The organism is Streptomyces sp. SBT349, from assembly GCF_001083795.1.
Taxonomy (GTDB): domain Bacteria; phylum Actinomycetota; class Actinomycetes; order Streptomycetales; family Streptomycetaceae; genus Streptomyces.
In genome coordinates this window covers 1-6,993 of the sequence record NZ_LAVK01000380.1, presented here as the reverse complement: position 1 = coordinate 6,993, position 6,993 = coordinate 1, and the positions used below count along the sequence as shown (strand labels likewise).

At 74.0% G+C, this 6,993-nt stretch carries 7 protein-coding genes; 3 read left to right on the top strand and 4 right to left on the bottom strand.

Going from position 1 to position 6,993, the window contains the following annotated elements:
* Positions 1-87 precede the first annotated feature (87 nt).
* Positions 88-780, bottom strand: a complete 693-nt coding sequence (locus tag ADY01_RS30605; protein ID WP_049579953.1) for a metal-dependent transcriptional regulator — start codon at positions 778-780, stop codon at positions 88-90.
* Between the two features lie 199 nt (positions 781-979).
* On the opposite strand from ADY01_RS30605, the gene ADY01_RS30600 reads away from it, so the two are divergent.
* On the top strand, positions 980-1,735 hold the full coding sequence (locus ADY01_RS30600) for an SIS domain-containing protein (protein WP_049579952.1): 756 nt from the start codon (positions 980-982) through the stop codon (positions 1,733-1,735).
* A gap of 86 nt (positions 1,736-1,821) precedes the next feature.
* Here ADY01_RS30600 and ADY01_RS30595 read toward each other — a convergent pair whose 3' ends face one another.
* Positions 1,822-3,210, bottom strand: coding sequence for a PAS domain-containing protein (locus tag ADY01_RS30595; protein WP_049579955.1), 1,389 nt, complete (start codon positions 3,208-3,210; stop codon positions 1,822-1,824).
* A gap of 421 nt (positions 3,211-3,631) precedes the next feature.
* Positions 3,632-4,258 (bottom strand): pyridoxamine 5'-phosphate oxidase, encoded by a 627-nt coding sequence (gene pdxH, locus ADY01_RS30590; protein ID WP_049579950.1) that lies wholly within the window; start codon positions 4,256-4,258, stop codon positions 3,632-3,634.
* 218 nt (positions 4,259-4,476) lie between these two features.
* Between pdxH and ADY01_RS30585 the strand changes: the two genes are divergently transcribed.
* On the top strand, positions 4,477-5,568 hold the full coding sequence (locus ADY01_RS30585) for a citrate synthase 2 (RefSeq protein ID WP_049579948.1): 1,092 nt from the start codon (positions 4,477-4,479) through the stop codon (positions 5,566-5,568).
* Positions 5,569-5,586: 18 nt separating this feature from the next.
* Here ADY01_RS30585 and ADY01_RS30580 read toward each other — a convergent pair whose 3' ends face one another.
* Complete coding sequence (locus tag ADY01_RS30580; protein ID WP_049579945.1) at positions 5,587-6,369, bottom strand: SAM-dependent methyltransferase; 783 nt, start codon at positions 6,367-6,369, stop codon at positions 5,587-5,589.
* Positions 6,370-6,498: 129 nt separating this feature from the next.
* Here ADY01_RS30580 and ADY01_RS30575 point away from each other — a divergent pair, with 129 nt between their 5' ends.
* Positions 6,499-6,894: a PPOX class F420-dependent oxidoreductase gene (locus ADY01_RS30575; protein WP_049579943.1), complete on the top strand. Its 396-nt coding sequence runs from the start codon at positions 6,499-6,501 to the stop codon at positions 6,892-6,894.
* The last annotated feature ends 99 nt before the right edge of the window (positions 6,895-6,993 follow it).

Sequence of the window (6,993 nt, the reverse complement as noted above, 5' to 3'; positions counted from 1 at the left end):
CCTCAGGGCTCCCCCCGCCGAGGCTCCCCCGTCACGGGGAAGCCGAGGCCATGGCCGCGGGGCGGGCCGCACGGGCCCGCCCCCGGCTCAGCCCTTCGCCACGAAGACGTGCATGGCGACCGAGTGCGACAGCTCCGCCGCCTCCCCGCCGATGCCGACCTGGACGCCGCCCCCCGCGCCCGCGGTGACGCTCACGGAGGCACCCGGCTGGACGCCGGCGCGCCGCAGCGTGTGCATCACGGCCGCGTCGGTCTGGATCGGCTCCCCGATGCGGCGGACGATGACCGTCTTGCCGCCGTCCGCGGCCAGGTCGGAGAGGGCGACCATGCCCTCTCCGAGGAACGGGTCGGCCTCCCCCTTCTCCCCCAGCTCGGCGAGACCGGGGATCGGATTCCCGTAGGGGGACTCCGTCGGGTGGTTCAGCAGTTCGAGCACGCGGCGCTCGACCGCGTCACTCATGACGTGCTCCCAGCGGCACGCCTCGGCGTGGACGTGCTCCCACTCCAGGCCGATCACGTCGACGAGCAGACACTCCGCGAGCCGGTGCTTGCGCATCACGCGCTGCGCCAGCCTGCGCCCCTCGTCCGTCAGCTCCAGGTGGCGGTCCCCCGCGACGGTCAGCAGGCCGTCGCGCTCCATGCGTGCGACCGTCTGGCTGACGGTCGGCCCGCTCTGCTCCAGCCGCTCGGCGATGCGGGCACGCATCGGGACCACACCTTCCTCCTCCAGCTCCAGGATGGTGCGCAGGTACATCTCGGTGGTGTCGATGAGTCCTGACATAAGCGCCCCTAGATGTGTTGTGCGATGGCCCCACGGCAATTCTGGCGCATGACACTGACAACCGTCCCCGCCGCGGGTAACCGAACGCATGCGTATTGACACGGCAGTGGTCCAGACCATTACGGTGGGGCCTGCTCCACCGCCACCGCACCACCACGGCCACGGCCTCCGCCACGGCCAGCAAGGGGACGCGCCACTCATGAGCGACAGCACGCTCGCCGACCAGTTCTTCGACGCCGCCGCGGACCTGCTGCGCCGCGTCAGGGAGACCCAGGCCCCGGCCATCGCCAAGGCGGCGGACCTGATCGCGGGCACCGTCACCGGGGGCGGCACGCTCTTCGCCTACGGCGCGGGGCACTCGTCCCTCCCCGCCCAGGACCTGGTCTACCGGGCCGGCGGCCTCGCCCTGGTGAACCTGCTGACCGTCCCGGGCACCACGGGCGTCGACGTCAGGCCCGCGACGCTCGGCAGCGCGCTGGAGCACGTCGGCGGCCTGGCGCCCGCCGCCCTCGACGCGAGCCCGGCGCGCGCCGGCGACCTGCTGATCGTCATCTCGCTCTCCGGGCGCAACGTGCTCCCCGTCGAGATGGCCCAGCACGCCAGGTCCCGCGGCCTGACCGTCGTCGGCGTGACCTCGGTCGTGTACACGACCGAGACCGTCTCCCGGCATCCCTCGGGCACGTTCCTGAAGGACCACTGCGACCTGGTGCTCGACAGCGGGATCCCCGTGGGCGACGCCACCCTCACCAGCGACGGCATCGGCGCGCCGTTCGCCCCGGCCTCCACCGTGATCACCTGCGCGCTGCTCCAGGCCGTCGTCGCCGAGGCCGCGGGCCGCCTGGCCGGCGCGGGCGCCGAGCCACCGCTGCTGCGCTCCGCCAACGTGGACGGCGGACGCGAGTGGAACGAGCGCGTGGTCGCCGACCACGCGGACAAGATCCTCTGGCGCCACTGAGCGAGCGGGGAACGCCGGGGCAGCAGGGAGCGCCGGGGCGGTCTTGAGGACTGAGGGACCGTGGGGGACGAGCGCCGGGCAGGGCGTCAGCACGTCCCTGCCACATCGCCGAGGTCGAGCGCCGCGGCCACCCGCAGCGCCACGTCCTCACCGTAGGCCGCGTCCGCGCGGTCGAACGAGCGCCTGCCCGCCCCCCGCAGGAACGTGACGACCCCCAGGGAGCGGCCCCTGCTGCGGAGCACCACGCACAGCGCGTGCTCCGCCTCCTCGGGCCACCGGTGCTCGAACGCCCAGCCGGAACGGGCCACCCCGCCCGTCGCGCGCACGGTCACGCCCCGCTCCAGCGCCTGGAGCGCCGGGTGCCCCTGCCCGTAGCGGACCGCCGCGCCGTGGGCCGCGCCCGCCGCCTCGTGGAACGGGCCGGGGCTCTCGGTCAGCCGGGTCAGGCCGACGGAGTCCCCCAGCACGTCGAGCAGCGCGTGCTCGGCGAAGCCCGCCAGGGCGTAGTGCAGGTGGAGCTGGGCGGCCTCGACCGGGTCCTCGCACTCGGCCGCCGCCCGCGTGGCGCGGCTGAGCTGGCTGTCCCTGAACGCGCGCCTCGCCGTGTCCTGGGCGGCGCGCCTGGTTCTGGTGACGTCCTGGAAGATCCAGGCCACCCCCAGCGGCGCGGCGCCCAGGGAGCCTGGCGTGTCGAGCCGCAGGAAGCCGCTGAGCAGGCAGTGGCGCTGCCCGCCGGGAGGCGGGTGCGGGCCGCCGAGCCTGTCCTCCTCGTGCATCCCGTCGTCCAGCGGCGTGAGCCACAGCTCGACGGGCTCGTCGGGCGCCTGGCCGGCCAGGGTCCGTTCCAGGGCGCTCTCCAGCTCCGGGAGGCCGTCGCCCACGAACTCCGCGAGCGGCTCCCCCAGCATGTCCACGGGCGTCAGGCCCATCGCCTGCGCGGCCCGTTCGTTCGCCGCGACGGTGCGCAGGTCGGCGTCGGCGACCAGCACCGCCCAGGTGGAGTCGCCGAGCAGCGCCTCGCTTAACGCGAGGTTCCTCTCCAGCGCGAGATGCGCGTGGACGTCGCCGAACGCGCAGTAGACCCCGGAGGGCCGCCCGTCCGCGCCCTTGATCGCAGTGGTGCGCGCCCGCACCAGCAGCCTGCCGCCGTCGCGGCGCAGCATCGGGAACTCGTGGGCCTGCCGGGCGGGCGCCCCCATCGGGCCCGGCGGCGCCGAGAGCACGGCCAGCAGCCTGGCCCGCAGATCGGCCGCGTCCGCCTCGCGCACGGCCCACCCGCCGAGCCCTTCGCGTCCGACGGCCTGTTCGTTCGACCAGCCGAGCAGCCGCTCGGCATGGCGGTTCCAGTGGGTCACCCGCCCCTGGGTGTCCACGGCGAAGAGGGCGGCGTCCGCCCCGTCGAGAAGAGCGGAGAGCAGACGGTCGTCCGTTACGCGGTCGCGGTGCGCGGGCTGAGCCTCGGAAGGAATGGTCACCTGATACCCCCTGCACAGGAGATGGAGCGCCGGTCGCGTGCGCCGGACCATTCAACTGCATAGTGACGTCGGTCACATAGGGTTTCATCGAATCTCGTTGCCGCACCGAAATCCTGTTGTGGTGCTCCGGGGGTTCCGCCTACCGTGAGAGGTACACGAGAAGGGAGGTGGTTCGTCAGATGTATGACAACCGGACGCGTGAGGTGACTGCGGCCTAGCGGTCGCTGTCCACGCCACGTGGCGCCGGCACCGCCGGCCGATATCCCAGCAGTCACCCGATCCGCGAGCCGTCGGCGTCGTCCGGCCGGCTCCCCGCCAGGGGCTTCACGCCCCCGCGGGGACCAAGGCTCGCGGATCGTTGCTTTCCCGCCCCGGTGGCCCCGGTGGCCCCGGCGGCGGAGCCGCTGAGCGACAGAGCCCCTCAGGGACAGAGCCGCTCGACGGCCCAGGGGCCGCCGCCCTCGCGCACGTACCGCAGCCGGTCGTGGAGCCGGTTCTCGCGGCCCTGCCAGAACTCCACGGCGTCCGGCACCACCCGGTACCCGCCCCACTGCGGCGGCGCCGGCACGTCCTCGCCCTCCGGGTACCGCTCGGCCAGCTCGTCGTAGAACTGGTCCAGCTCGGCGCGCGAGGCGACCTTCGAGGACTGCTCGCTGGCCCACGCGCCCAGCTGGGAGCCGTGCGGCCTGGTCCTGAAGTACGCGGCGGTCTCCGCCCGGCCGGTCCGCTCGGCGGTCCCCGAGACGATCACCTGGCGGGCGATGCCGTGCCAGGGGAAGAGGAGCGAGACCCGGGCGTTCCCCTCGATCTCGCGGCCCTTGCGGGAGCCGTAGTTGGTGAAGAAGACGAACCCCTCCCCGTCGAACCGCTTGAGCAGCACGGTCCGCGAGCTGGGGCGCCCGTCGGGCCCCACGGTGGCGACCACCATCGCGTTGGGCTCCTGGAGCCCGCTCTCCGCGGCCTGGGCGAACCAGTGCGCGAACTGCTCGAACGGATCGGCGGCCAGATCCTTCTCGTCGAGCCCCGCCGCGCGGTACCTGGCGCGCATCACGGCGGGGTCGAGCGGGGTGCTTGAGGCATCTTCCGGGCGGTCTGCGCGGCTGGCGCTGTCGGCGTGGGACACGGCCCATATCTTGCAACATGCGGCCGACGGTGGCCGACCCGGCGGGGATTCGACCCTCGCTCTCCGGCTTGTGGACACCCAGAGTTAAGGTGACCGCCCGACTTACCACGCGTTCCGCGCGTACCGGCACAAGGAGCCGCCTGATGTCCGAGGTCGTACCAGGGCTCGAAGGAGTTGTCGCCTTCGACACGGAGATCGCCGAGCCGGACCGCGAGGGGGGCGCCCTGCGCTACCGGGGCGTGGACATCGAGGATCTCGTGGGGAACGTCTCGTTCGGCAAGGTGTGGGGCCTGCTGGTGGACGGCGCGTTCACGCCGGGCCTGCCGCCGGCCGAGCCGTTCCCGATCCCGGTCCACTCCGGCGACGTGCGCGTGGACGTGCAGTCCGCGCTGGCGCTGCTCTCCCCGGTCTGGGGCCTGCGCCCGCTGCTCGACATCGACGCTGACCAGGCGCGCGACGACCTGGCGCGCGCCGCCGTGATGGCGCTCAGCTTCGTCGCCCAGTCCGCGCGGGGCCCCGGGCTGCCGATGGTGCCGCAGCGGGAGATCGACAAGGCGGAGACCATCACCGAGCGCTTCCTGCGCCGGTGGCGCGGCGAGCCCGACCCCCGGCACGTGACGGCGCTCGACGCGTACTGGACCTCGGCGGCCGAGCACGGGATGAACGCGTCCACCTTCACCGCCCGCGTCATCGCCTCCACGGGCGCGGACGTCGCCGCGGCGCTCTCCGGGGCGGTGGGCGCGATGTCGGGGCCGCTGCACGGGGGCGCGCCCTCGCGGGTGCTCGGCATGATCGAGGAGATCGAACGGGACGGCGACGCCGAGGGCTACGTGCGGCGAAAGCTGGACGCGGGGGAACGGCTGATGGGCTTCGGGCACCGCGTCTACCGGGCCGAGGACCCCCGGGCGCGCGTGCTGCGCCGGACCGCGCGGGAGCTGAACGCGCCGCGCCTGGAGGTGGCCGAGGCGCTGGAGCGGGCGGCGCTGGCCGAGCTGAGCAGCCGCCGCCCCGACCGGGTGCTGGCGACGAACGTGGAGTTCTGGGCGGCCATCGTGCTCGACTTCGCGGAGGTGCCGGCGCCCATGTTCACGGCGATGTTCACCTGCGCCAGGACGGCGGGGTGGTCGGCGCACATCCTGGAGCAGAAGCGCACCGGCCGGCTGATCCGCCCCTCGGCGCGCTACGTCGGCCCGCCGCCCCGCGACCCGCGCGCGATCGCGGGCTACGGCGACTGACGTCCCGGCCCCGGCCGCTCAGGCGTCCTGGGCGCGCAGGACGAAGACGCCCCAGCCGAGGTAGCGGCGCTGGTAGGCGAGGTGGTCGCGGCGCGAGGTGGTCAGCAGGCGGCGGATCTCGTCGGCCTCGGGGTCCTCGGGGTGGGCGCGCAGCCAGTCGCTGGTGGTGTGCCACTGGGCGGCGGCGTAACGGTCCCAGCTGTCGCCGTCGGCCAGCAGCATCTCGATCAGCTCGTACCCGGCCTCCTCGCAACGGTCCAGGGTGCCCGGCAGCGAGGTGCAGTCCCCGGGGCCCAGGCGCAGGCTCTCGACGGCCTCGGCCGGCGGCTCCTCGGTCCAGTAGACCTCGCCGACCACCAGCAGCCCGTCGTCCCGCACGGCGGGCCGCATCAGGTCGAGCGTCCCGGCGAGGCCGCCGCCGATCCAGGTGGCGCCGACGCACGCGACCACGTCGTAGGGCTCCTCCCGGGCGCCGGGGCCACCGGCGAGATCCCCGGCGAGATCCCTGGCGAACGCGGCGGCCTCGCCCCGTTCGATCCGCACGCGGTCGGCCACCCCCAGCTCCTCGGCGCGGCTCCTGGCGGCGGGCACGAAGACCTCGCTGATGTCCACGCCGACGCCCCGCACGCCGTGCGCGGCGGCCCAGCGGGCGAGCATCTCCCCCTTCCCGCAGGCGAGATCGAGCACGCGCTGCCCCGGGGTGAGGCCGCAGATCTCGCCGAGGAGGTCCACCTTGGCCTCGGTCAGGGGGTTGAGGATGCGATGCCTGGCTTCGGCTATCTCGTGGTAACGCAAGGTCATGGGCAGGGAGTCTCCGGGCCCGGAGGGGCCGCCGCAAGGGAATAAACGGGGGCGCGCGGCGACTGGAGAGGGCACGGCGGAAGAGGGCCGGGAAGAACCGGAGAGAGACCGGAGAGAGAGGAGAGCCCCATGCCGGTGTCGTTCGACGAGGCGACGCGTGAGCTCCTGGACGGGAAGAACTTCGCGACCCTGGCGACGCTCCATCCCAGCGGCGCGCCGCACGCGTCGGTGGTCTGGTACGACCGCGAGGGGGACACGCTGGTGTTCTCCTCCACCGACCGGCGGCGGAAGGTGAGGAACGTGGCCGCCGACCCGCGCGCCAGCGCCACCGTCTTCGACATGGCCAATCCGTACCACGCCGTGGAGATACGCGGCACGGCGGTGATCGAGGACGACCCGGAGAGCGCGCTGCCCCACCGGCTCGCCCACCGGTACCTCGGCGAGGACCCGATCTCCGACCCGCCGGGCGTCTCGCGCAAGATCATCCGGCTCCGTCCGGAGAAGGTCCTCGTCTTCTCGATGTGAACGGCTTCTCGGTGTGAACGGGGGACGGCCGGCCCGCCGACCGGGCAGGGGACGGCGGGCCGGCCCGTGGGGGCCGGCCCGCCGTCCCCTGCCCGGTCG